The following is a 24,434-nucleotide window of genomic DNA, read 5'->3' as shown; positions in this document are numbered from 1 at the left end:
AATCCGTAACTGTGAGGATACAGAACAGTTATGAAAACACACAGAATGTAGAAACATATTCTGACAGGAAGGAGATACGAGCATGAAAAAATTTTCTGTTGTTGTATGTGTTTGTGCGGCACTGCTTTCTTTTGGTATTTATGGGAAATGTGTGAGAGAAGTGTCTGCCCAAATACCTGGGGCAGAAGAGAATCTGGCAATTTTAAGGGATATCATCAGGGAAAATGAATGTCAGGTGGGAATGGCATTTCTTGGATATACCTATGAAACTGCAGAAGCGTCAGATATACTTGAATATACTAAAATGGAAGAAGTGGCAGCGGCTTATCCTTTCTTACAGGAGGGGACAGTTGTTGATGCAGGGGGATATGAAATTTATGCTATTGTTCCGGGATGCGATTGTAAGATCAGTGTGTATCCGACTCAGATTACGGAAGATGGGGAATATCTGGATGACCTGAACGCCCCATATTATATAGGGCAGGAGGACGAAATCATTATATTGCGATGCAATATGAGTGAGATTCATTCCAATGTGATGGTTTCAGTGCAGAAGCAGAATATGAGTGTGCAATACCATCCTATGGTATCACTAAAGGACGGGCATCTTGCCACAGAAGCTTACTGTTATGATTTTTCCATATATCATGATTGGGAGGAGTATCACTCGGAGGATGATTCATCATTGGATATAAATATTGCCCGGGAAGTGCTTTCACAAACTGACGAGGTGCGTTACTATCTGGGGCTTGGTATGTCATTGTGGTATACAGGTACAGAGGAATACATTGAAGGAAGAAATTGTCCGGTATTTGTACTTGGAACAGATCATGAGGATCATTTTACAAAAGAAAATTATTATGCAGTAGGAGACAATGTGGTTTATTACTATGATGCGACAGGCGACGCATGGCTTCTGCTGGGAGCAGGCTGATAAAGGTATTTCGCAGGGACAGACAGAAGATTCACCAATATATCATTGCATTTGATTAACCAGAGAAAGAGGAAACAGACATGAGTGATTTTTTGACGGAAAAAAATAAAAAAGCAGGAGTTCTGGGGAAAATAAAATGGGTTCTTTGTGGCTTATGTATACTTTTGTCCCTGGGTGCTATTGGCGCCTCAGAAAAGTATATTGGTGAAAGACGATTGGGAATGGCAGCAACAGAGATCTTACTGGGATTGTTGTTTCTGTATCCTACTTTCAGGGAAATTCAGAAAATACGAAAGAAGAAACAAGCCAGTGAAATTGCCTGCTGGTTTGAATCTTATGCGCAGAGTACGCTCTCATTTGAAAAGTATGAGAAGGAGATGGGAAAAGGTGCAGTAAAAAAACTGGAAAAATATATTGCCAGAGGATATATTCGGAATATCCAGATAGACAGAGAAGGGGATTATATATTGATTACTGCACCAAACCGACGTGTGAATGAGAAGATTTATATTACAGTTACCTGTTCCAGCTGCGGCGCGAAGAATCAGGTCATAAAAGGCCGTCTGAGCAATTGTGAATACTGCGGACAGCGCCTTACCCCATGACGTAAGGTTTGAAAAGGGAGTAAAAGACTGTGTAGCTTACAGACATATCACCTGCCGGCGACATCATTTAGTACAGCTATTTGCAGAATGCTGTACTATGAAAGATTTGGAAAGGAGAATAGATGTGAAAAGCTTAAAAAGAATAATGCTTACGGCTGTATTTTTGTGTATGTTTCTTTTGTGTGCATGTGGAGAGAAGGAATCCAAAGAAGAGGCTGCGTCCACAGAGGCACCTGCCCCTACAGAGACACCAGCACCCACAAAAGCACCGGAACCGACAGTGACGCCAGAACCAACGGCCACACCAGCACCGACAGCGACACCTACACCGATTCCAGAGTACAAAGAGTATGATTATGCAGAAGGAAATCTTACGATTACTCTGCCCTATGAAGCGGAAGAACCAATAGAGCAGGAAGGCCAACTGGAATTTACAGATCCAAACGGGAAATGGACGATGACAATTGAGCCTATAACAGCAGGGCAGATTTCTAATTGTATTTTGAGTATAGAATCTGCACAGAAATACCGGGAAGAAGGCGCAAAGCAGGTCAAAACCGAAGAAACCAATATCTGCGGTATGAATGCAATTGTATTTAGTTCCAATCTGGATGAATCTAAAAACGGACCAGATCAGACCGCAATATATCTGGGCACAGGAGAGTATGCTGCGATTCTCAAATATGAGGATCATTATATAGGACCATGGGATGGCCTGCAGATTGAGGTAAAAACCACGGAACGTTTTGATGACATATATACAGTGATGGAAGATGAACTGATACAGACGGTACTGAATGGAATCAAATTCCAGGAAGGAATCCAGTATGAAGAAGTAACTTCCAAAGGAATTACAGTGAAAATGCCGACTCGATGGCAGGGCAGAGAATTAGATGATTTCTTTATAGGTGGAAAGATCCATTGTGCTTATGAGGGCCTCCTGAATATTCAGACTATTTCAGCTCCAGACGCAAAGGCACAGGCAGAATCAAGAGCAGACGGAGCCATAAAAGAAATAGACGTAGGTGACAGTCATTATTACGTGGCATGCAATAAGCAGGATTCGCACATAACCCTGCATAAGAACCTGACTGACCGGAAGAGTTTGGTGATACTTGTGAGTATTCCTGACTGCTCTGAAGAAGAGCTTTGGAAATTCCTGGACAGAGAAGAAATGAAAACATTATTGGAAAGTCTGGAGATCGATCAGGAGCTGCTTGAAAATCCTGAAAAGGGACAGAAGAGTGGTACAGGGTATGAAAAGAATAATGGGATGAAGGTAAGCGGTTATACAGGAGAAGAAACAGATCTTGTCTTACCTTCCAGTATCGATGGTACTGACATGAAGGGTGTTGCGGCAGTGGCATTTAAGGACAATACAAAGATTACTTCCGTTGAATGTCCGGCTGGAATGCTCTCGATTGATGACTCTGCTTTCGAGGGGTGTACCAGTCTGAAGAAAGTAATACTTCCGGATTCTCTGACATGGATCGGTCCGTATGCTTTTTCGGGCTGCACCAGTCTGGAAACAGTGGTTTTTGGAAACCGTGTTATGCAACTTCAGAACTCTGCATTTAGAAACTGCACAGCCTTGAGAGATGTGGATCTGTCATTAAAGAATCATTTTCTTGCAGATTCAGTTTTTGATGGCGCAGGTGCCGGAGGATATATTCACATAGGAAAGGGTTCAAAAATAGGAAGCTGCTGCTTTAACAGTTCAGGATTTGAGGAAGCGGTATTTGGAGAAGAATGTGTTTTTGAAGGTTACGGAACGTTTTCCGGTTCAAAAATTAAAAAGATCACATTGGGTGAGGGTATAACGGAATTACCATCCATGTTTGCTTCTTTCTGTGAGAATCTGGAGCAGGTAGATATGCCGGAAAGTCTGACGAAAATACCGGACGACTGTTTTGATGCCAGCCCAAAGATGGAAAAAGAAGAATAAAAAGAACAGTAAAAAGAACAGTAAAAAGAACAGTAAAAAGAACAGTAAGTTGATTATTGAACTGATGGGATTCATCAAAAACAGCGACAGGGCTCTGTCGCTGTTTTTGTGATTCATTTCATGATCGTTAACTTATGAATATTTTATGATTTTACCATTTTTTGAATTAAAAACAATTTTGTGTGTTTTATCAGATGAATAATCATCAGGACTGCATTCATACAGAATGGTTATCTTATTGCGGGAAACGGTTATTTTATAAGGCCAGTAATTACCGGTTTTGGATATGTTTGTTTTCCAGAGAATCTTGCCCTTTTTAGATACTTTGTAAACAGTTTGATCATAGTAGCCTGTTACATACAGGTTGCCATTTTTGTCAAATTTGCAAAGATGTCCTGCCGGACTGACTTTTTTTGCCGTCCATAATTTTTTGCCGTCTTTTTTTCTAAGGACAACGATTTTGGAATTATCAAAAATATAAACCTTATCCTTGCGGACGATACATTTGGTTTTAGGAAGCTCTGTAGCCGTGTATTTCTTTGTAACATATTTCCAGACCGCTTGCTTATTTGCGTCCAGCCCCCTTACGATCATGCGTTCTTTGGAATTTGTATAAGAGGTTTTGAACTTAACAGTTGTAGCTTCCGGACCGGCAGCCTGAGCTGGAACAGATATGATCAGTATGGAGAACAAAAACAATAGTGACATTAAAAGGATTGGTTGGATTTTCTTTTTCATATACACATGCTCCTTTCTGATAAATGAGTGGTTTAGGATTGGGCATAATATTATAAGCTCATCCTTGTAATCGCTGCACATCTTTTGATATTATTATCATACCATATTGAGAATAAAAATGTAAGCAGTTCAGTTACGGAAGATTGCTTCCTGTCTTGAGTTTTCATAGGATTTTTGGTATTTTATTCTACAGAATGAGTAATGGAATACAGAAAGGAATTTGAAAATGAAATTAATGATCGTGCGGCATGGAGAGCCGGATTACTCCATAGATTCACTGACACCGAAGGGATGGCGAGAAGCAGAATTGCTTGCAAAGAGACTGAGCAAGCTGGATATAAAGGACTTTTATGTTTCACCACTGGGAAGGGCACAGGATACGGCGTCCTTTACATTAAAGAAAATGGGGCGGCAGGCAAAAGTGCTGCCCTGGCTGCATGAATTTGATGCACCTATGCGTAAACCGAATTATCCGGAAAAAGATACAGTGACCTGGGACTGGCTGCCTCAGGATTGGATGGCTGACGAACGCTTTTTCCATTATGACCAATGGCTTGAAAATGAATATATGCAGAAATATGGGGTAAAGGAGAAATATGATCAGGTCATCCAGGAATTTGACCAGTTTATGGAAGGATATGGTTATAAAAGAGAAGGTCATTTTTATCGGGTGGTAAAAGCAAATCACGACCTGGTAGTCCTTTTCTGTCATTTTGGATTGGAATGTGTCCTTTTAAGCCATTTGTTGGGAGTATCACCTATGATCCTGTGGCACAACACCTGCGTGCTGCCTTCAGCTGTAACGCTTTTGATTTCTGAAGAACGTAAAAAGGGAATCGGTGCTTTCCGTATGAACTATATGGGGGATATTTCCCACCTGTATGCCGGTAATGAAGAACCGTCTTTTGCTGTCCGTTTTTGTGAAACGTTTGAAGATGATACACGGCACTGACAAGTGGAATTATACTTTTTTTTACCAAGGCTTTATATGCTGGGTCTGCGTGCGAATCTTGCAGCTATGTGGGTTCCCATTGCTGTCCTAATACTATGGGGACTGTTTGCGAACCGTAAGTTTAAGAATGCGGGGGCTAATATTTTATCCGGGATGCTTGGCTTGATTCTTGGGTTTAGCCCAATGCTTCTTTATGGAGCGTACACCCATAGCTTAAAAGATATGTTTCAACAGTCTATTTTGTTTAATCTGGCATATGCCGATAGTGGAAAATTCCGGATTCTTTCACTATTTACATCTGTAAAGACATCCTGGGTGGTTTACCTGTCCATGATTTCTTTATGCTTGGTTATTTTTTCCGGATATATATTGAAATTCAAGGTATTATATACAGCCTTATAATAGTTTTGGTGTTATTCCCCAGGAAAAATATTTTTACATTCCATCCATCAGTTATAGTAAATTTCCGGAACCCATTGACAGTCAGGCAGAATCCATATTAAGCGGCAGAAACGAGATCGTAGTGATCAAGTATAGGGATTATAAGAAAAAAAAGATTTTTCAAACGGCCAAGTATGATACACAGATAAAAACCTACTTAAAAAAGAATTATACATTAGTTGATGAAAATAAATATATGGAAATGTATATTAAGAAAGAGTAAAACTATAATGACTGAAACGTTTGAAACTCCCTTTTTCAATGTTGCAGTTGTAGAAAGGGAGGATATTAGCTATAATATAAAAAAGGAGTAAGCTGTTGAAGAGAGCAACTGGTCTTGACCAGGGGAGCGAGTGAAGCAATCGTTTTCACGGATGAATTAAAAGAGGATTTACTGCTGATGGATGAAGCAAAAGTAAGAAATGTATCAGTGCAGATGGACTTAGAATTATGGGAATCATAGGAATTCTTATGGCAATATATAAGGAACATGAATGTCTGATGAAGGAAGTGATTGTATGCCGGAAAATGTAAGCAGCATTATATATAATTTTTCACGGGAAGTGAAGCGTTTGCTGGGAGAAAAACTGACAAAGGTTATTGTATATGGTTCGTACGCCAGAGGCGATTATCGAGATAATTCTGACGTAGATATTATGATACTGGTAAAAATGACTGATGAAGAAATTCGGACTGTTAAAAACGATATTTATGATCTTGCTTTTGAGGTAGAGATGAACACAGGGATTGAAATATCTCCAGTTATCAAAAATGAAGAACAGTATGAATATTGGGTAGATACGTTACCTTTTTATCGAAACGTGAGGGATGAGGGGATAGTAGTTAGTGAGTGAAAAGAAAATAGATTTGTGTATATATCGCATGAGAAGCGCAATTGAGACGTTGGGTGTATCTGCATTATGTCTGGAAAGCCAGCATTATAAGGATTCAATAAACCGTAGCTATTATGCTGCCTTTTATGCGGTGAAGGCGGTGTTGGCTTTAGAAGAGATAGATTTTAAGAGACATAAAGATGCTGTTGCACATTTTAATAAGACATATGTTGCAACAGATATTTTTCCAAGAGAGATTGGAAAAAAACTGGGAAGATTAAAACAAGAACGTGAAACTAGTGATTATGACGATTTTTATATTGCGTCCTCTACAGATGCTGAAGAACAGTATGCAGCTGCAGAACTTATCATTGCTGAGGTAAAGAAGTATTTGGACAGGAAAAACATTCAATACTAAGGTTACTGGATATAATCTGGTGTTTGCAATGGGGGTGGCATGTTTATAATTGCTACCAGTTTTTTTATAAATTTTATAGATTTATTAGAAATAGGACAAAGTTTTCTCACATTTGTATTGTATGATATATACATCTTAAGAGAAAGAACTCTTAAGACAAACTCTTTCCTTTCCCTAGAAAAATGTAAAACAAAAACATAAACCACCACCTTATATACAAGAACAGTTATAGGGTGGTGGTTTTGTATATGCTGATTCAAGAATGCCTCGGCATTCTTGCTGCGAGGTGCGCGTCATGCAATTGCATGACATACTTCTCCTGCGCACCTCTGCAATCCTGCCGGAGGCTGTATCAGCTGGGGGATTGACTCCCACCACTGATATCAACTTGTTGCTCACCATCCTATAGAGGTGGGAGCCATCTCCCAGCTGATATATCAGTTTGTATGAAACTCAGGGTCTGCGGCAGCGGTTAAAACAGGAGTAGATTTCCTGGATCCTGGGGATAGCATAGCCACAGGAGGTATACCCGTCAAAGAAGAATGCAAGTCCTTCTTTTTCCAGATGGGAAGCAAGGAAAGCAATAATCTCATCAATTGTCCGTTTACCATCTATCAAATGTTCTGATGCATATTTTAGAAGCAGACCAAGAGAGGCGGTTTGCTCACTGTCGATCAGCTGTTCAATATAATGCAGGTCTATTTCCTGTTTACCAAGGGAAAATCCGTCACAGCCATGATTTTTGACTTTCAGCCGTTCAGGCTGATTTCTGGTGTTTCCATAATAATCCTTGTGTGTTTTTGTAGTGGGGGCTTTCGTCATAATCCGATGATTCTTTGGCAGTACAAAGTCTGGTGTGTCCGAAGCAGGAAGAGGGAAATCCAGGCAAAGCTTTTTGACTTTGGAGGTGATATCCACCGGAACATAGTTGTCCATCTGGATAACTGTATCTGCAATGTGGAAAAAAGCACCAGAGCTTCCTGCAACAAGAATAGTGGAAATCCCGGCTTTGGTATAAAGGTCCACAGCACGTTCCAAAAACGGGGTGATTGGCTCCTTTTCTCTAAGGATCACTTTTTGCATAAAAGCATCCCGAACCATAAAATTGGTAGCAGAGGTATCTTCATCCAGAAGGAATAAACGGCTGCCGGACTGGATACCCTCAATAATGGCAGCAGCCTGGGAAGTGCTGCCACTGGCATCCTCAGTACAGAAATTGCGGGTGTCTTTTTTATTGGGAAGATCATTGATGAACATGGAAATATCCACATCTTTAATAAAACGTCCGTCTTCGGAACGGAGTTTTTGTGCGGAGATATCTGTGATCACATATTCACGGCCATCCCCTGGAATATGATTATAGACTCCTAGCTCCAGCGCATTTAGAAGCGTGGATTTGCCATGGTATCCACCGCCCACGATCAGGGTAATGCCCCAGGGAATACCCATGCCTGTGATGGTTCCGTGATGAGGAAGATCCATGGTAATGCGAAGACTTTCCGGAGAAGCAAAAGGCACACAATTCTTCATTGGTTTTGATGAAATTCCACTTTCTCGGGGAAGAATGGCATTGTCAGCAACAAAAGCACATAAGTGGCGGACTGGAAGCTGCTGGCGGATATATTCCTGATCCTGGGCTGTATGGATATGTTTTTCCAGCTCTTTGCTGTTAAGGTTTCTGTAAAAAAAGGATTTCTGAACGCATACCGGCAGGAATTCAAAGAGTATTTTTTCAAGCTCTGCTGAATTGATTGTACGGCCGTTTGCCGGAAAGCCAATGAAAAAACGAACCACAATCTCCTGATCTGTAATCTGACAGGCAGTGCGGGAAAGTACCTCCTGTCCACAGTGCGTAACAAGGATCAGGCCGCTTTTCCCGGAGCCTTTTGCACGGAAGGTATATTGGCTGACCTGGCGCTCAAACTGTCTGGTAAGGAAGTCTGCAAGAGTAATTTGGGTAAGGGTATCCTGATAATATTCTGCAGGAATCCGGCTGTCTGTGTGACGGATCCGGATGCTTACGTGAGAGGGAGAGGCGAATGGATCGCCTTGTACATGGTCGATGGACAGGATATAGTTTTTAAATTGATAAGTTCCTTTTGTTGATTTATAAGCAGGATAGCTTTTTCTGTTAATGGAACGAAGAAGTTCCTGGAGCTGAGCCGCTGATTGCATAACATTTCCTCCTTTTGATCCTGGGTTCTTATGATTACTGTATCACAACTGTATTAAATAAAAAAGGATTTGTTCAGAGATAGGTGTTTTATCATACTGACATAATTCAGTGGAAAAAAAACGGATATTGGTTTATAATAAATAAAGATTTGTACGGTAAAAAAAGAAAGGCGGAACAGAAACATGGAACGTAGAAATGCATGGCTTGCTTATACAGAAGCAGAAGAAAAAGAACTGGAGGAAACAGCAGCGAAATATCGTTATTTCCTGGATCAAGGCAAGACCGAGAGAGAATGTGTTACACAGATCATCCGTGAAGCTGAGGCAGCAGGATATGAGTCTCTTGAGAAAAAACTGGCAGAGGGAGGATCTGTAAAAGCAGGGGACAAAGTATACACAGTTGGCATGAAAAAGATCATTGCCCTTTATCATATCGGCCAGGAGCCTTTGGAAAAAGGTATGAATATCCTTTGCGCACACATTGATTCTCCAAGGCTGGATATCAAACAGAATCCTTTGTATGAGGACACAGACCTAGCTTATCTTGACACACATTATTATGGCGGAGTAAAGAAATACCAGTGGGTAGCCCTGCCTTTGGCAATGCATGGTGTAGTCGTAAGAAAAGACGGTACAGTTGTTGATATAAAGATTGGTGAGGATGAGTCAGATCCTGTGCTTTATATTACAGATCTGCTGATCCACCTTTCCGCAAAGCAGCTTCAGAAGACAGCTGCAGAAGTGATCGAAGGAGAGAATCTTGATATCCTGATCGGTACCAAACCGTTGAAGGATCTGCCAGATGACAAGAAGAAAGAAGCTGTAAAAGAGAATGTGCTGAAGCTACTCAATGAAAAATATGGGATTGATGAGGAAGATTTTCTTTCAGCAGAACTGGAGATCGTTCCGGCAGGAAAAGCAAGAGAAGGCGGACTTGATCGAAGCATGATCATTGCCTACGGGCAGGATGACAGAGTTTGTGCATATACTTCACTGCTGGCACAGCTGGAGCTTGAGGATACACCAATGCGTACCCATTGCTGCCTGTTGGTAGACAAGGAAGAGATCGGAAGTGTGGGTGCTACAGGTATGCAGTCCAGATTCTTTGAAAACAGTGTGGCAGAGCTTATGGAAGCACTTGGACAGTACAGCGAGTTAAAGGTAAGACGGGCACTTTCCAGATCCAGCATGCTTTCTTCTGATGTAAGTGCAGGATATGATCCGGCATATGCAGAGGCTTTTGAAAAAAAGAATTCCGCATATCTGGGAAGAGGAATCGTATTGAACAAATTTACAGGAGCAAGAGGAAAGTCCGGTTCTAATGATGCAAACGCAGAATATGTGGCAAGAGTGCGCAAGATTTTTGATGACCACAACGTTGCATTCCAGACAGCAGAGCTTGGAAAAGTAGATTTTGGTGGCGGCGGAACCATCGCTTATATTGCAGCTCTTTATGAGATGGAAGTAATTGACAGTGGAGTGGCTGTATTAAGCATGCATGCTCCATGGGAAGCTACAAGTAAGGCAGATGTATATGAGGCTAAGAAAGCATATAAAGCTTTTTTGCTTGATGCCTAAAGCTTGGTAGAGCTGGCTATGAGGAATTTATTTGTAACCGTCAGGAAGACTGCACCTGGTGAATTGATGCTGAAGATCATCGGAATGGCGGCAATATATTTGGTATGTAGGGCAGTTTCAGCCAATCGGAGTGGTGAATATGCTGATTCTTCCGGCTTTATATTTAGTGGAAGCCTTGAGAAATAAAAGTGCGGTAAAGCAGTGTTAAAAAGTGCTGTAAAGCAATGTAAAAAAATGCGATAAAAAAATATAAAAAAGGCTTGACAAAAATGTCCGTATACGCTAATATATTCAGTGTTGCGAAACAAGTTCGCAAAAGATGTGCGTTTAGCTCAGCTGGATAGAGCGTTTGGCTACGGACCAAAAGGCCGGGGGTTCGAATCCTCTAACGCACGCTGATAAAAGAAAGGGACAGAGCATGAAGCTCTGTCTTTTTTTTACGCGAGCAACGAGCCAAAGTCCGTGCTTGCACGAGACCTTGGCGACTGCCGCGATAACTTGAGAAACTCGCGGAGCGTGTTTCTCATAGTTTGAGCCATTGCTATCGGGGCGGTTCGTTTTTTACGCAATTTAATTATTTAAAAAACTTGACTTCAAACATACTTTTGGTATGCTATTTAGTAGAGAATATGATCACTATGTGGAAGATATGGGATGTTTGTGTGATCATATGTCTGGAATATTCTTTTCAGGAGGTTTGTATATTATGGAAAAATCAACTGTTTATTTTACGGATTTTCGTTGCAAAGTGGGAACCAGCCAGCTGGATAAGCTGAGAAAGCTTTGCATTGCAGCAGGAATTAAAGACATTGATATGGATGGGAAATTTGTGGCAATCAAAATGCATTTTGGAGAGCTGGGCAATATGGCCTTTCTTCGTCCGAACTACGCAAAGGTAGTGGCGGATCTGTGTAAGGAGCAGGGAGGAATGCCATTCCTTACAGACTGCAACACGCTTTATCCGGGAAGCAGGAAAAATGCACTGGAACATCTGGACTGTGCCAATATTAATGGATTTAATCCCATTACTACCGGATGTCAGATCCTGATCGGAGATGGCTTAAGAGGTACGGATGAAATCGAAGTACCTGTGGTAAACGGAGAATATTGCAAGACCGCAAGAATCGGACGTGCTATTATGGATGCAGATATTTTTATCAGTCTTACCCATTTTAAAGGACATGAAGCTACCGGTTTTGGTGGAACCATGAAGAATATTGGAATGGGCTGTGGAAGCCGTGCAGGAAAGATGCAGCAGCATGCCAGCGGGAAGCCGGCCATCAACGCAGAAGCCTGTCGTGGCTGCAAACGCTGTTCAAAGGAGTGCGGAAGCGATGCCATTACATATGTTAATAAAAAGGCTGTGATCGATTATGACAAATGCAAAGGCTGTGGCCGCTGTATTGGAGCCTGTAGCTATGATGCAGTATACAATCCGAATAGCTGTGCAAATGAACTTCTGGATCGTAAAATGGCAGAGTACGCACAGGCTGTCTGTCATGGACGCCCTTGTTTTCACGTTTCACTGGTGCAGGATATCAGTCCTAACTGTGATTGCCATGGGGAGAATGACGCTCCAATCCTTCCAGATGTAGGAATGTTTGCAAGCTTTGACCCTGTAGCGCTGGATCAGGCATGTGCAGATGCATGTCTGAAAGAAACACCTATCAGGAACAGTCAGCTGGGAGAGCATCTGGCAGAGCCGGGCTGGCATTGTCATCATGATCATTTCAAAGATTCCAATCCCAATATTGAGTGGAAGGCAACATTAGATCAGGCCGAGAAGGTGGGACTGGGCACCAGACAATATGAATTGAAAGTTGTGAAATAATGGGCGATTATATTACAACTTTTACCGGGAAACATTTCTATCCTACAGATCCGGATCCTTCGGCAATCTGTATGGAAGATATTGCCCATGCGCTGCCTATGATATGCCGGGGAAATGGTCATGTACATTCCTTTTGGTCAGTGGCAGAGCACAGCATATGTTGTGCAAAGGAAGCACGTGCCAGAGGATTTTCAAATAAGATCATACTGGCATGTCTTTTACATGATGCAAGCGAATGCTATATGTCTGATGTACCACGGCCCTTTAAGAAAGAACTGGAAGCATATCAGGAGCAGGAAGATAAGCTTTTAAGCATGATTTTTAAGAAATTTCTTAATTCTGATCTGACAGAAACAGAGTGGGAAGCAGTGAAGACAATTGATAATGCTATGCTCTGGTATGATCTGGAAGAGCTGCTGAATGAAAAACAACCCGGGGACCCGCCGGAAATCCATATTAAGCTGGATTATACTGTGCGGCCGTTTGAAGAGGTGGAAGAAGAATACAGACGATTGTTTTATCTCAGCCGAGAAGACTCCCGTTTTTATAAAGGGTGAGAGATAAGAATCCTGTTGCTATATAGGCCGTATTATAATGCGTTCCACATGTATTTGGCCGGAAATTCCTGAAAGTGATAAGATCGTATGAATGATAATAAGTTTGTAATATGTGTTGAAAAAGGCGGTCAGCGTGACCAGGCAGAGTCTTTTGCCAGAAAGACTGGTAGCAGCATTGCCAGTCATCCTGGAAACGGTCTGACCGTGCTGTTTCATGCAAAAGGCGTTTCCCTTACAGGATATGGACTTGTATATCAGGGGGATTTTGAAAACATGCTTCACCGTGTGACCAACGGAAGGCTTCAGCATGAAATGCTGGTGCGCGCAGCAAAATCTGACAAAGAGGGGCGAAAAGCCATCGATGCAACAGCTGGTATGGGTGAGGATGCATTCCTTCTGGCGGCACAGGGATATGAAGTGACTTTGTATGAGCAGAATCCTGTGATTGCCATACTTCTAAAAGACGCACTTCGCCGTGCACGAAAGCATCCTGTATTGAAGGAGATTGCTGCCAGGATGAAGCTGGTAGAGGGCAACAGTGTGGAATGCATGAGAAAATTGCTGGATCCTGTAGATGTGATCTATCTGGATCCTATGTTCCCAGCCAGGCAGAAATCAAGCCTGATCAATAAAAAGCTTCAGCTGATCCAGAAACTGGAACCTCCATGTTCAGCAGAAACGGATCTTTTCGATGCAGCGATTCAGGCAGACCCGGAGAAGATCATTGTAAAAAGACCGCTGAAAAGTGAATTTCTTGCAGGCCGGAAACCTTCGTATACATTGAATGGAAAAGCAATTCGGTATGATTGTTATACCCGATGAGAAAGACCAACTTACATTTATATAGTCTCCAGTACTCAGTTTACAAAAAGAGAGATAAATTCACATTTGATATAGTCTCCGGTATTTTAGAGTTCAAAAAAGGCTGTGAGCTGCCTGAGAGGTGGCAGTTCACAGCCTTTTTGCGGGTCTGACTACTCAATTTCGTCGATATCCAGGGAGTACCCGAGAACTTCTCCAACATCGGTGCATTGTCCTTTCAGGGTAACAGTATCGCCTTTTTTCATATTGGAAATAGCATTGCGCTGTGCATCATCGGAAAGATAACATTGCACACCGTAAATGGAAAAGTCAGAATTTACAGGGTCAAGATTAATATACTTACCGGAAGAATCAATATTGGACAGCTTCCCTGTAATTTCCAGATAAGTGTCCTTGTAATGATCCGATGCATTCAGTGCGTTGTCTTCCAGTTCAGCTACCATATCATCTACGGATACAGATAAGTAAGTGATAGGTGTCACGGTTGTTTTTTCACCAGAGGAGCCTGCTGATCTTGAACCTTTGGAAGACTCCTTTTTACCTCCGGAAGCAGCACCTGCAATCATAAGGATCACAAGCAGCAGAAAGATCCATTTCAGCTTTCCACCCTTCACCTTTTTACGACACTGCGGACAGATTCTGGCATCAGCAGGAATTTCTGATTTACAATATTTGCATTTCTTGGTTTTTTCATTGTTCATATGTATTTCCCCCTCGTTTTGCATAAAAGTATAGCATATTATTAGGGTTATGATTCTCCCTCTAGGGGTGGGAAATTACGAAAAAAACGTACTGTGAAAGTGCTGAACATTTATGAAAAAGTATGAAAATTATAAGTATGTTCTATACAGATTCACTTTGCATGCCGCTGGATTTAAGTGGCTCAAACTGGTAGCGGCAAAGCTGTTCATTAACCTGAATGATACTGCCGGGACGATCATTAAAACAGATCATCAGCAGTGCATCCCGTGGAATTTTGGCGTAAAGCTGCGGCATTTCATATTTTTTCAAAGCCTGTTGTGTCTGAGCAAGCGTAAGCTTTCCGGCATAGCAGATCCTCAGGATCACATCTCTTTGCCGGGTCTTTTTTTCACCGGATAACAGTTTATACCCGTATCCTTCAGGAATTTGTGCCTGGAGAAATGTCTGCTGCTGAGTGATATGATTATTTTTCAGACATTCTTTCAGATAAACACCAAAAGGATTGAGGGAAGGAAGCAGACTGTCCTCATAGGTACGGCAGTACTGGTCATATGTTCCGGTATGGGTGTTTTCTAAAATCTCCTCTAGTTCTCTGGTATTTTTTGTGCACATAGAAACCTCCTTGTGATAAAATCATAGTACGTTGTAAGAAGAAAAGGAATGATAAGCTTATGAATCTGGAAAATCAGCTAGCTCTTTCTTATTATCAGGAAATTGCAGTTTTGAATGAAGAGCATCATATTTCAGTCGTTCAGCATCGTGAAACGAAGAAGATATATGTAAAAAAGCTTCTGACCGTTTACAACGGTGAAGTTTACCGACGTTTGCAACAGCTTAATTTGGAAGGGGTTCCAAGAATCAGGGAGTTTTTGGAAGGGGAAGGACAGGCGGTCCTTATTGAGGAATATATTTCAGGAGATACCCTTCAGGAAAAAATAGATGCCTGCAGATTAACGGAAAAGGATATCCGCCGATATACAGGAGAACTGTGCAGGATCCTGAACAGTCTGCATCAGCAGGAGCCTCCGATGATCCATAGAGATATAAAGCCTTCTAACATCATTATAACACCAGAAGACCGGGTAGTGCTGATTGATTTTAATGCTGCGAAAAGTTATACTCCGGGAAAAGCAGAGGACACCATGCTGATTGGGACAAAAGGCTTTGCGGCTCCGGAGCAGTATGGTTTTGGAAGCTCATCCCCGCTTACGGATATTTACGGGATGGGGGTGTTGATCAGGGAACTGACAGGACGGATCCGTGTATATGAAAAGGTTCCGGAGATTTACGAAAAGGTGATCCAGCGGTGTACCCAGATGAACCCAGAGGATCGTTATCAATCCGTACAGGAACTGGCTGCTGCTTTGGGGAACACTAAGAATTTCGCTTGCAGTAGTGGCGAAAGCCAGGAACAGAAGGAAACTCAGTGGAGAAAATACTGCCCGCCGGGATTCCGCACACCTGTATTGTGGAAGAATTTTCTGGCATTTGCAGGCTATTTTGTGTTGCTTAGTGTATCTATGGGGATTACTGTGGAAAAGACTTATGGGGCGGCACTTTGGATCAATCGGATTTGCTTTCTGCTTTGTGCTCTTGTATTGGTTTTTGTAGGCGGAAATTACCTTGGAATCCAGAAGCTGATGCCCCTATGCGGCAGTAAAAAGCGGAGCGTTCATTACCTTGGGATTGTTCTTCTGGATACGTGTCTGATCTTTTTATTGTTACTACTGTTGGAGATGGTCCTCAGGTATTTTTGAGTAATCATTTTGTGTTTTACAAGCAATTCGGAAAGTGCTATGATATCTTCAGAAAAGAATAAAGGAGGAATTTTGAGGATGACTCTTGAAGGTTTAAGAAAAGACATGGTTGCAGCCATGAAAGCAAAAGATAAAACAACAAAGGATGCGGTATCATCTCTGGTTTCCGCTGTTAAAAAAGCTGCTATTGATGCAGGATGCAGAGAGGATGTTCCGGAGAGTATGGTAGACCAGGTGATTCTTAAGGAATTAAAAACAGTAAAAGAACAGCTGGATACCTGTCCGGAAAGCAGAGAAGATCTGCATGCAGAGTATCAGGCAAGATATGATGTGATCGCCAAATACGCACCACAGCAGATGGGAGCAGAGGAGATCCGTGCATATCTGGAAGAGAAATTTGCTGATCTTCTTGCAACAAAGAATAAAGGCCAGATCATGAAAACTGTAATGGGTGATCTGAAAGGAAAAGCAGACGGCAAGCTGATCAACCAGGTGGTGGCTGATATTTGCAAATAAAACCAGACAAAACAACGAGGCCACGATTTGCGGCCTCGTTATATTATTTCAACAAATAAGAGCGAATCACAGCTCTTTTTTTAATTGCCGGAAATCCCCAAGAGCTTTCCAGCCAATTTTCACAATCTTTTTAATGTTGATGGAATTAGTACCGCCCTGTCTTGGTTTAAAGGAAATTTCAATAAATTTCACATGCTTTTTGTAGTATACAAAATAAGTGGTAAGCATGATATTGGGAAGATTGAAATCAGCAGGCATCTTTTTGATGAATTCTGCGGTCTGGTTTGCTTTCATAAGACGAAAAGGAGCATTGGCATCAGAAACACGGATACCAAAGATCATCCGAAGAAGTAAACAAACAATATTTTCCACAAATTTCCTGGATTTGCCGTCGCCTCGTACACTGCGCTGGCCGATCACTGCATCATAGCTGTTACGAGCTGCCCAAAACTGATGGAATTCCTCCGGGTTGGTCTGGCCGTCAGAATCTGTCTGGAAGATAAAATCAGCCCCATTTTTGATGGCGTAATCGTATCCGTAAAGCAAAGTAGGACCATGTCCGCCGTTAGGCTTGGTAAGAGGTGTGAGAAGCGGGCGTGTCTTGGCGCAATCACACAGGATCTGGTAGGTATTGTCTTTACTGCCGTCATTGATGATCACCAGTCTGGACTGTCCATCGCCGTTATATTTTTCTACAATCGGATACCATTCATCAATGGTACGCCGAATGTTGGTTTCTTCATTATAAGCCGGGATTACTATAAATAATTTATCCATGAAATTCTCCTTGTAATGTGTAGCGGAGCTGCCACCTGTTCTGATGCTTATAGGATACTATTTTCATGGGCGCTTGTAAATACTGGTGAACTATGTAGCCAACAGATGTTATGCGGCACTCTGCGTAGAGCAGATTATGAATAAGAGACGGGGACTCTTTTTTGTACTTCATCTGTGAGCCATCCGATCAGCAGGCCTGTGATCACACCAGACACCAGAAGTGCAGGTGCATAATACAAAAGGCTGGTATTTTCCACAATGACCATGGCTACAAGCAGCTGCCCCACATTGTGGGTGACGCCTCCTGCTACGCTGATGACTGGAATGGAAAAATCTGAGAATTTTTTCATAAGTGTCATGACGATAAGACTGAGGGCTGCACCGGCCAGGCTATAAAGAATGCTGAACATATTGCCAAAAAGAAAGCCGATCACCAGGATCCGCACTGCAGATACCAAGGTTGCTTCTTTTAATGAGTATCTTTCCAGAATAAAAAGAACACTTAAATTGGCCAGACCAAGCTTAATGCCCGGGATTCCGGCGAAAACCGGGATCAGTGTTTCTACGTAGCCAAAGATAATGGCTACAGCTGTAAAAAGCCCCAGATAGGCTGTTTTTTGTTTCATAGATTGCTTCCTTTCATACAAAGAGAATCATAACATGGTCAAAAAGAAAATGCAATGAAAAGTTAGAATATTAAAATATAAATTAGACATATATAACAAAAGTTATGGACATATAAAATGAAAGATGATACAATTCACAAGTTGGAAACATAATAGGTAAATAGCAAAAGGAGCAAACAGATTTATGAAAAATCAAAATTTCTATATGCGGGTTCTTTGCCTGGTGGTGATCATTGGTGCAGTCCTTTTTTATAATTCAAGAACCCAGGAAAAGGAATATCAGACACAGAATGAGGAGCTGACCAAGCGGGTAGATGCACTGGAAAACCAGCAGCAGGAAATCCTTACAGCACTTCAGGAAAACTTTGATGCACAGGAGAAGGCAAAGGCAGAAAGTGAAAAGCAGAAAGCTGAAGCGGCGAAAAGTGCAGAAAATGCAGACAGCGCAGAAAATACAGACAGTGCAGAAAATACAGACAGTGCAGAAAATGCAGACAGCACAGAAAATGCAGACAACACAGAAACTGCAACCAGTACAGACACAGCAGATCAGGTATATAAGGATGGAACCTATACAGGAGATGGTCAGGGATTTGGCGGCAATATCCAGGTACAGATTACCATTGCGGATGATACCTTAACGGATATTCAGGTAGTCAGTGCAGAGAAAGAAGACAGTGCGTATCTTTCGCAGGGAAAAGCAGTGATTGACCGCATCCTGGAAGCCCAGAGCACAGATGTAGATACTGTATCCGGTGCTACTTTCAGCTCTACCGGTATTTTGATGGCAGTAGAGGATGCCCTTGGAAAGGCGGAAAATCAATGAAAAAGCGAATAAGAAAAACCCGGCTGATCAGGGCCGGGATACAGCTTTTGTTCTTTATCCTGGCTCCTGCTCTTTTTTCTACTGCATTTGCAGGAGTCAGATCCATTTTCGATTCCATCTCGCAGGGAACACCGGTAGAATGGAATTCTTTTCTTGATATCACAGGGATCCTGGTGCTTGCAACGATTTTATTCGGGCGTCATTTCTGTGGTTATGCCTGTGCTTTTGGAAGTCTTGGGGATGCTTTATATGAGACCTTTTCCTGGTTCTGGATCAAAGTCCTGCACAGGAAAAAGAAACCGGCTTATCCGGAAAAAGCGGTTTATTTTATGCAGAAGATCAAATATGTGATCCTGGCAGCTATTCTGCTGGCCTGTGCCACCGGAACATACGGAAAGCTTCAGGGTACCAGTCCCTGGGATGTATTTTCCATGCTTCGTGCAGGAAGACTGCCGGGAGCGTCTTATAAGGTCGGAGTCCTCCTTCTTGTTCTGATCATGATAGGAATGTGTACCCAGGAACGGTTCTTCTGCCAGTTCTTTTGTCCTATGGGAGCTGTTTTTGCTATTCTTCCCATTGTGCCCGGAGCACTTCTGAAAAGAGACAGGGAGAACTGTCCCCAGAAATGCGGAGCCTGTAAAAAAAGATGTCCTGCGCATCTGGATATTGACGGTGATACGTCCAGATCAGGGGAATGCATCTGCTGTCATGCCTGCCAGGCTATTTGTCCAAAGCAGAACATCCATACAGGTGATGTATAAGGGATGTTAATGTTTGCAAAATGCTATGATGACATGGAACTAAAGCATAAGGAGAGGGTAATTCTATATCCGACAGTTAGAAGAAACTTACGGACGTTCTAAATGATAAAAAATGTTAGATAAGACTGATTGAAAAGAATTGACATTTTTTTCTATACAATATTATACTAACTAAGCACGGTTAGATGATACTAATAGATAGATCAGAAACAAATGAGAAAGAAATAAATGAGAAAGAGACAAATAAAAAAAGAAATAAATAAAAAAGAAATAAACCGAAAAGCAAATCCATATGGGAAATTCTTGCTTGCGGCAGTATGTGCAGCAGGGACAATCGCCCTATGTCAGGCGGCATATGCCGCAGAGCCTGAATTATATACAGCAACAGATCTTGCCATGGATACGGTAGTTACAGAAAGCATTTATACTACCGGGGAAGATGTGACCGGAGAGATTGGCACTCTGCTTCGGAAGATAGAAAGCGATTGGCTTTCCTGGACGCAGGAAGATTCCATGATCGCCAGGATCAATGCAAGTGAAGGGCAGACCATGGAAGTACCGGATCAGCTGGCTTCTTATCTGGAGAAAGTAATGCAGTTAAGTGAGAACAGTAACGGTGCATTGGATCCTACTCTTGGAAAGGTAATTCGTTTGTGGGATATTGGCGGCGAAAATCCTCGCATTCCGGATGAAGATGAACTGAAACAGCTTCTGGCATTAACCGGTTATGAGAAAGTTCATCTGGAAGGAAATAAGATCACTTTGGATGAAGGCTGTACTCTGGATCTTGGGGCAGTGGGAAAAGGAATCGGCTGTGCAGAGATTACAGATTATCTGCAGAAGCAGCAAAAGATCACGGCCGGACTTGTAAATCTTGGAGGCAGCAGCGTGCTGACTTACGGTACAAAGCCAGATGGAAGTAAATGGCAGATTGCTATCACGGACCCAAGGGATACAGAAGGGGATTATCTGGGAGCAGTTGCCCTTGACGGTGGAGAATTTCTTTCCACATCCGGCGATTATGAAAAGTACTTTATGGAAGATGGGGTCAGATATCATCACATTCTGGATCCTGAAACAGGATATCCTGCAAATAACGGTGTGTGTTCTGTAACCGTTGTGTGTGATGATGCAGTGGCAGCAGACGGCCTTTCCACAGCCTGTTTTATACTGGGCATGGAAAAGTCACAGTCACTTCTGGAAAAATACAATGCAGAAGCACTTTTTGTAGATGAAGACCATCATGTGACTATGACCGATGGGATGAAAGAACGATTTCGTCTTTTAAAGGACAGCTACACAGTAAAAGAATTACAGACCGATTAAAGAAATGATAGATGATTCCCAAAACATTTTTGGACGGGATATCTATAGATGAAAAATTATAAACTCAGAGAGGAGAGAGGTTATGCATAAGTGGAATGTATTGAAAAAAACAGCACCGGTTTTCTTAAGCCTGGCAGTGGCAGCAACCAGCATGCCAACCACAATCCTGGCAGCAGATGCATTTGGTGATGGTACCGTTGTAGAAACAGAGGATGTTTCCACAGAAGAAGTGTCAGAGGATGATTTGGCAGAAGAAGCATCAACGGATGCCAGCGTAGAAGAGGTGCCGGAGGACACTGCAGATGTGCCTGAAGAGGTAACAGAGGATGCAGCTTCTGAGGAGGATTCATTATTTACATCTGAAGAAGAGACTGTAGAGACCGATACTTTAGAGGCAGAGGATGTTGCTGATAGAGGTGAGGTTCAGGTTGCCGGTTACACCTATCCATGGACAAAGGTTGCAGATGGCTCCACTGCTCCGACAGGATACAATAAGATTGGTGATTCAAACGTTTACTATAAAGTAGATGAAAGCAACACTTATTTTTCATGGCGTTTTTATTATGGTAAGACAACTTTAAGTTATACAGATTTTTATAAAACAGGGCCATTTGACTCCACGGTTTATGATTCAGTAACTTCGGCAACAACGAAAAAGAATCAGCTTTTTGCAAATGCAGATGCAACTACACCTGATGAAAATGGATATAAGATCAATGGTGTGAAAAATGTAAGTGTTAAGGTTGGGGATAAGGACTATGTAGAGGCAAAGATTCTTGAAGCAGCAGGGGAACTTCCCACTGACGGTGTATATGCAAAAGCGGCAGGGATTGTATTGAATGAAAGTCCTACAGATGAAGTGGCTCAATATAAAGCATTAAGCTCCAGCGGCGCATACGGAAAATGGCAGATAGCAGATGCAGCACAGACAAAGGTAACGGATGCAACAGCAACATTAAAAACCTCTTCACACCGGGGAGATTATGTGATCAAGGTCAATGAGACAAGCACAAAGTATCTCCGCGATTCCAAAGAGGGAGATTTTGCGGTAGGTGCTAACGTACAGGGGGTGATCCTGAAAACAAAGAGTGGTAAGACAGTAGGCCTTCGCCATTTGCAGGAAATATGGGTAAAGCCATATGAACTGGCATTTTCCAAAGATGCAGGTCTTCAGGGAGAAACGATCACAGAGATTACCTACATTATTCCGGAAGGCAGATACGTATACTCTTTTGCCAATGGTATCTATGTAAAGAGACAGGCTACAGATGCTATGAAACAGGCTGTAACAGCATCTTTTGAAAACAAGAATACTGTCAAAGTAACAGGCCTGGACAAATTTAAAAATCCAAAGGTTTCTGTTTACTATGTGACAGGTTCCAGAAAAAATTCCGAGACCACCTACATGGTAGAGGAAACAGCAGTTACAGTTGGTGTGGACGGATCTGCAACAGTAACATTTGCAGATGAGAAGGTGGCACAGGCTGGCAAAGAGTACACCGTAAAGGTGACCAGTGATGATTATGCTGATCTTACCACTACAGCCGTAAGGTCTGAATCAAATGAATGGAGTTACATGTATGTAGGCCTTACCTGGTCTGAGTATTGGGCAAACGAAGGTGTATACATGGCAGGAAGCACAGAGGCAAATGCTGAGACTGACGATAGGGATGAACATGACAAAGGTGCATTTGATACAGTTACAAGAGCTACTGTGAATCATGGACTTCACAGAGGAAGCTTCCAGTGTACTACAGTTATTTATACAACAGACGGAAAAACATTCCCGGTTCAAAGCTGGAGTGCAGACGGCGGCACCATGAACCTTACAGACGGAAGCTCTGTCGGTTATAAAAGAGGCGTTATCACAGATGCTGAGGGTTCACATATCCTGAAAGAGTATGATGTATATGGTCTGAAATATGTGCCTGTAAAAGTCAATAATGAGGATCTGGAAGCTTTTAAAGCGGCTTACGGAAGCAAGATCGTAGAGAATGGCGCAGCCATGAGCGGCGGCTACGGAGAAATGAAGCTGAGTGCTTACACTGCAACTGCAACTGTTACTGAGAATACAAATGGTTTAAAGACAGCTGTATTACAGGAGAACGGAAGCTTTGCATTCAGTGCAAGAAACAATGCAGGTACAGAGTCCGGGCTTCAGGATCAGGCGTTAAAGACAGCGGATGGACTGGTCGTAACTGTAAAACCGGCAGATGGAAGCTACGGAGAATTTTTAAGAGTTGACCTTACCGGCAATTATGGTGATCTGGGTGCACATATGCAGGCAGTACGCTGGGATTACTATGGCACAGGTGAAACGGTTCTCGTATCTTATGGAACAAAATTCGCAGCAGATAACTGGATGCACAAAACAAACGGAATCCAGCTTGGACTGACAAATTCTCTTCGCTGCCAGCTTCCGGAAGGAACAGACGGAACCGGAAAATGGGTGATTACCGTTTATGCACTTGGATATGCAGATACACAGGTTACTGTTACTGCAGCAGAGGAAAATATAGTTAAGGCTATGGCCAATGCTACAGAAGAGGAAATTGCATCCGCAACATCTGCAGTAAATGCAGCAGAAGCACTGAAAGAAAGTGACTATACCCCAGAGTCCTGGGCTGCTATGCAGACAGAACTTGGCGAACTGAAAGATGCACTTAAAAAAGTAAAACCGAAGGCACCAGTATTAAATGAAGGTATCCAGCACTTGAACGCAGCGATCGCAGCACTTGTAAAGGCACCTGTCCCTACTGCAGTGCCGACACAGCCAACTGCCACACCAACGCCTTCTGCAGAACCAACCGTAACGCCAACACCTTCCGTAGAGCCAACAAAGACACCAGCACCGGAAGTGAAACCTTCTCTTACTGTTAAGAAAGCTGTACTTAACCTGAAGACCAGAAAGTCCGCAGCTATCGTACCGGTACTTACCGGAATCAGCGGAAATATAACTTATAAATCAAGCAACAAAAAGGTTGCTGCTGTTAATTCCAAGGGTAAAGTTACAGCGAAGAAAACAGGTAAAGCTGTGATTACTGTGAAATGCGGAAATTACAAAACAAAGGTAACTGTTTATGTAAATGAGAAGCTGAAGCTGAAGAAGTCTTCCGCAGTGATCAAAGTAAAAGGCAAAGCGGCTATCAAGGCAACCTCAAATATCTCCGGTAAGATCACATACACTTCCAGCAATAAGAAGATCGCAGCCGTTACATCCAAGGGTGTTGTAAAGGGCGTAAAAAAAGGAAAAGCAACCATTACAGTAAAATGTAATGGTGTATCTAAGAAATTTAAGGTGACAGTAAAATAAT

The 24,434-nt window shown here is 42.3% G+C and carries 24 protein-coding genes and 1 tRNA gene; 19 read left to right on the top strand and 6 right to left on the bottom strand.

Annotated features, from left to right (window positions below; genetic code table 11):
- Positions 1-82 precede the first annotated feature (82 nt).
- The 3 genes from AB5916_RS15000 to AB5916_RS14990 all read left to right on the top strand — a co-directional run bounded on the left by AB5916_RS15000 (position 83) and on the right by AB5916_RS14990 (position 3,484).
- Entirely contained in the window at positions 83-934 is an 852-nt protein-coding gene (locus tag AB5916_RS15000) for a hypothetical protein (RefSeq protein ID WP_173727534.1), read from the top strand.
- An 80-nt stretch (positions 935-1,014) separates the two neighbouring features.
- Entirely contained in the window at positions 1,015-1,539 is a 525-nt protein-coding gene (locus tag AB5916_RS14995) for a hypothetical protein (protein ID WP_173727536.1), read from the top strand.
- 124 nt (positions 1,540-1,663) lie between these two features.
- On the top strand, positions 1,664-3,484 hold the full coding sequence (locus tag AB5916_RS14990) for a leucine-rich repeat domain-containing protein (RefSeq protein WP_368191611.1): 1,821 nt from the start codon (positions 1,664-1,666) through the stop codon (positions 3,482-3,484).
- 132 nt (positions 3,485-3,616) lie between these two features.
- Here the strand turns inward: AB5916_RS14990 and AB5916_RS14985 are convergent, their stop codons facing one another.
- Positions 3,617-4,222, bottom strand: coding sequence for a PQQ-binding-like beta-propeller repeat protein (locus tag AB5916_RS14985; protein ID WP_368191610.1), 606 nt, complete (start codon positions 4,220-4,222; stop codon positions 3,617-3,619).
- 226 nt (positions 4,223-4,448) lie between these two features.
- Here AB5916_RS14985 and AB5916_RS14980 point away from each other — a divergent pair, with 226 nt between their 5' ends.
- From AB5916_RS14980 to AB5916_RS14965, 4 genes are all read left to right on the top strand, one after another.
- Complete coding sequence (locus AB5916_RS14980) at positions 4,449-5,174, top strand: histidine phosphatase family protein (RefSeq protein WP_368191619.1); 726 nt, start codon at positions 4,449-4,451, stop codon at positions 5,172-5,174.
- A 36-nt stretch (positions 5,175-5,210) separates the two neighbouring features.
- Positions 5,211-5,576, top strand: a complete 366-nt coding sequence (locus tag AB5916_RS14975) for a hypothetical protein (RefSeq protein WP_368191609.1) — start codon at positions 5,211-5,213, stop codon at positions 5,574-5,576.
- Positions 5,577-6,133: 557 nt separating this feature from the next.
- Entirely contained in the window at positions 6,134-6,469 is a 336-nt protein-coding gene (locus AB5916_RS14970) for a nucleotidyltransferase domain-containing protein (RefSeq protein WP_158422193.1), read from the top strand.
- A complete protein-coding gene (locus AB5916_RS14965; RefSeq protein ID WP_158422194.1) occupies positions 6,462-6,866 on the top strand; it encodes a HEPN domain-containing protein in 405 nt (134 codons plus the stop codon). Before AB5916_RS14970 ends, AB5916_RS14965 begins: the two co-directional genes overlap by 8 nt.
- Positions 6,867-7,319: 453 nt before the next feature.
- On the opposite strand, the gene AB5916_RS14960 is transcribed toward AB5916_RS14965, so the two are convergent.
- Positions 7,320-9,041, bottom strand: a complete 1,722-nt coding sequence (locus AB5916_RS14960) for an ABC-ATPase domain-containing protein (protein WP_368191608.1) — start codon at positions 9,039-9,041, stop codon at positions 7,320-7,322.
- Between the two features lie 183 nt (positions 9,042-9,224).
- Between AB5916_RS14960 and AB5916_RS14955 the strand changes: the two genes are divergently transcribed.
- From AB5916_RS14955 to AB5916_RS14930, 6 genes are all read left to right on the top strand, one after another.
- Positions 9,225-10,619 (top strand): aminopeptidase, encoded by a 1,395-nt coding sequence (locus AB5916_RS14955; protein ID WP_368191607.1) that lies wholly within the window; start codon positions 9,225-9,227, stop codon positions 10,617-10,619.
- Between the two features lie 18 nt (positions 10,620-10,637).
- Positions 10,638-10,805, top strand: a complete 168-nt coding sequence (locus tag AB5916_RS14950; protein ID WP_262582991.1) for a hypothetical protein — start codon at positions 10,638-10,640, stop codon at positions 10,803-10,805.
- Between the two features lie 135 nt (positions 10,806-10,940).
- Positions 10,941-11,014 (top strand) — tRNA-Arg (locus AB5916_RS14945).
- 311 nt (positions 11,015-11,325) lie between these two features.
- A complete protein-coding gene (locus AB5916_RS14940) occupies positions 11,326-12,450 on the top strand; it encodes a DUF362 domain-containing protein (RefSeq protein WP_368191606.1) in 1,125 nt (374 codons plus the stop codon).
- Positions 12,450-13,007 (top strand): HD domain-containing protein, encoded by a 558-nt coding sequence (locus tag AB5916_RS14935; protein WP_173727548.1) that lies wholly within the window; start codon positions 12,450-12,452, stop codon positions 13,005-13,007. The genes AB5916_RS14940 and AB5916_RS14935 overlap by 1 nt, the downstream gene beginning before the upstream one ends.
- An 87-nt stretch (positions 13,008-13,094) precedes the next feature.
- Positions 13,095-13,829 (top strand): class I SAM-dependent methyltransferase, encoded by a 735-nt coding sequence (locus AB5916_RS14930; protein ID WP_368191605.1) that lies wholly within the window; start codon positions 13,095-13,097, stop codon positions 13,827-13,829.
- Between the two features lie 152 nt (positions 13,830-13,981).
- Here AB5916_RS14930 and AB5916_RS14925 read toward each other — a convergent pair whose 3' ends face one another.
- Positions 13,982-14,530, bottom strand: coding sequence for a hypothetical protein (locus AB5916_RS14925; RefSeq protein ID WP_368191604.1), 549 nt, complete (start codon positions 14,528-14,530; stop codon positions 13,982-13,984).
- A 142-nt stretch (positions 14,531-14,672) separates the two neighbouring features.
- Positions 14,673-15,143 (bottom strand): hypothetical protein, encoded by a 471-nt coding sequence (locus tag AB5916_RS14920; protein ID WP_158422201.1) that lies wholly within the window; start codon positions 15,141-15,143, stop codon positions 14,673-14,675.
- 59 nt (positions 15,144-15,202) lie between these two features.
- Here AB5916_RS14920 and AB5916_RS14915 point away from each other — a divergent pair, with 59 nt between their 5' ends.
- Entirely contained in the window at positions 15,203-16,288 is a 1,086-nt protein-coding gene (locus AB5916_RS14915; protein WP_368191603.1) for a serine/threonine protein kinase, read from the top strand.
- A gap of 78 nt (positions 16,289-16,366) precedes the next feature.
- Complete coding sequence (locus AB5916_RS14910) at positions 16,367-16,804, top strand: GatB/YqeY domain-containing protein (RefSeq protein WP_158422203.1); 438 nt, start codon at positions 16,367-16,369, stop codon at positions 16,802-16,804.
- A 66-nt stretch (positions 16,805-16,870) separates the two neighbouring features.
- Here the strand turns inward: AB5916_RS14910 and AB5916_RS14905 are convergent, their stop codons facing one another.
- Together AB5916_RS14905 and AB5916_RS14900 are read right to left on the bottom strand one after the other, a co-directional pair.
- Positions 16,871-17,581 carry a glycosyltransferase family 2 protein gene (locus AB5916_RS14905; protein ID WP_158422204.1) on the bottom strand — a complete coding sequence of 237 codons (711 nt, stop codon included), beginning with the start codon at positions 17,579-17,581 and terminating at the stop codon, positions 16,871-16,873.
- A 134-nt stretch (positions 17,582-17,715) separates the two neighbouring features.
- On the bottom strand, positions 17,716-18,207 hold the full coding sequence (locus AB5916_RS14900; RefSeq protein ID WP_368191602.1) for a Gx transporter family protein: 492 nt from the start codon (positions 18,205-18,207) through the stop codon (positions 17,716-17,718).
- 184 nt (positions 18,208-18,391) lie between these two features.
- On the opposite strand from AB5916_RS14900, the gene AB5916_RS14895 reads away from it, so the two are divergent.
- The 4 genes from AB5916_RS14895 (at position 18,392) to AB5916_RS14880 (ending at position 24,433) form a co-directional block, all read left to right on the top strand.
- The gene (locus AB5916_RS14895; RefSeq protein WP_368191601.1) at positions 18,392-19,033 is read left to right on the top strand and encodes an FMN-binding protein; all 642 of its coding nucleotides are present in this window, start codon (positions 18,392-18,394) and stop codon (positions 19,031-19,033) included.
- Positions 19,030-19,794, top strand: coding sequence for a 4Fe-4S binding protein (locus AB5916_RS14890; RefSeq protein WP_368191600.1), 765 nt, complete (start codon positions 19,030-19,032; stop codon positions 19,792-19,794). The genes AB5916_RS14895 and AB5916_RS14890 overlap by 4 nt, the downstream gene beginning before the upstream one ends.
- 228 nt (positions 19,795-20,022) lie before the next feature.
- A complete protein-coding gene (locus AB5916_RS14885) occupies positions 20,023-21,120 on the top strand; it encodes an FAD:protein FMN transferase (RefSeq protein WP_368191599.1) in 1,098 nt (365 codons plus the stop codon).
- Positions 21,121-21,202: 82 nt separating this feature from the next.
- The gene (locus AB5916_RS14880) at positions 21,203-24,433 is read left to right on the top strand and encodes a penicillin-binding Tp47 domain C-containing protein (protein ID WP_368191598.1); all 3,231 of its coding nucleotides are present in this window, start codon (positions 21,203-21,205) and stop codon (positions 24,431-24,433) included.
- Position 24,434 lies beyond the last annotated feature (1 nt).

This window comes from Blautia sp. 1033sp1_1033st1_G9_1033SCRN_220408, assembly GCF_040929965.1.
GTDB lineage: Bacteria > Bacillota > Clostridia > Lachnospirales > Lachnospiraceae > Blautia_A > Blautia_A ammoniilytica.
This window is presented reverse-complemented; position numbering and strand designations above follow the sequence as displayed.